The sequence below is a fragment of the Bacillus cereus genome (assembly GCF_002567495.1).
Classification (GTDB): Bacteria; Bacillota; Bacilli; order Bacillales; family Bacillaceae_G; genus Bacillus_A; species Bacillus_A cereus_AQ.
Map to the genome: position 1 here is coordinate 1 of NZ_NVAP01000112.1, position 853 is coordinate 853.

Here is an 853-nt window from a genome sequence, read left to right on the forward strand (position 1 = left end):
TAATTATGGCAATACTTGTAACAGGTGGAGCAGGGTATATTGGTAGTCATACATGTGTAGAATTACTAAATAGCGGTTACGAAATTATAGTAGTGGATAATCTTTCGAATAGCTCGATAGAATCTATAAATCGAGTGAAAGAGATAACAGGAAAACAATTTAAGTTTTATAAAGAAGACGTTTTAAATCGAGAAGCACTTGACGTAGTTTTTGAAGAAAATGCAATTGAAGCTGTTATTCACTTTGCGGGCTTTAAGGCTGTAGGGGAGTCAGTAGCGATTCCATTAACATATTATCATAACAACATTACAAGCACGTTAGTATTATGTGAAGTAATGCAGAAACATAATGTAAAGAAGATAATCTTTAGTTCATCTGCAACGGTATATGGTATCCCGGAAACGTCACCGATTACGGAGGAGTTTCCATTAAGTGCAACAAATCCATACGGTCAAACGAAATTAATGATTGAACAAATTATGCGTGATGTAGCATTTGCAGATGCAGAATGGAGTATCGCGTTACTTCGTTATTTCAATCCATTTGGTGCACACGAAGGTGGGCGTATCGGAGAAGATCCGAATGGAATTCCAAATAACTTAATGCCATATGTAACGCAAGTAGCAGTAGGTAAGTTAAAAGAGTTAAGCGTATTTGGAAATGACTATCCAACGAAAGATGGAACGGGAGTCCGTGATTACATTCATGTTGTAGACTTAGCAAATGGTCACGTCAAGGCGCTTGAGAAAGTACTGAGTACAACAGGAGTAGATGCTTATAATTTAGGCACAGGTACGGGTTATAGTGTACTAGAGATGGTTGAAGCATTTGAAAAAGTTTCGGGCAAGAAAGT

General features: G+C 37.4%; 1 protein-coding gene. It reads left to right on the plus strand.

What is annotated here, in order from left to right:
* Nucleotides 1–5: 5 nt before the first annotated feature.
* Nucleotides 6–853: UDP-glucose 4-epimerase GalE (galE, locus tag COK05_RS30570; protein ID WP_098615505.1), on the plus strand; the 848-nt coding region annotated here is incomplete at its 3' end.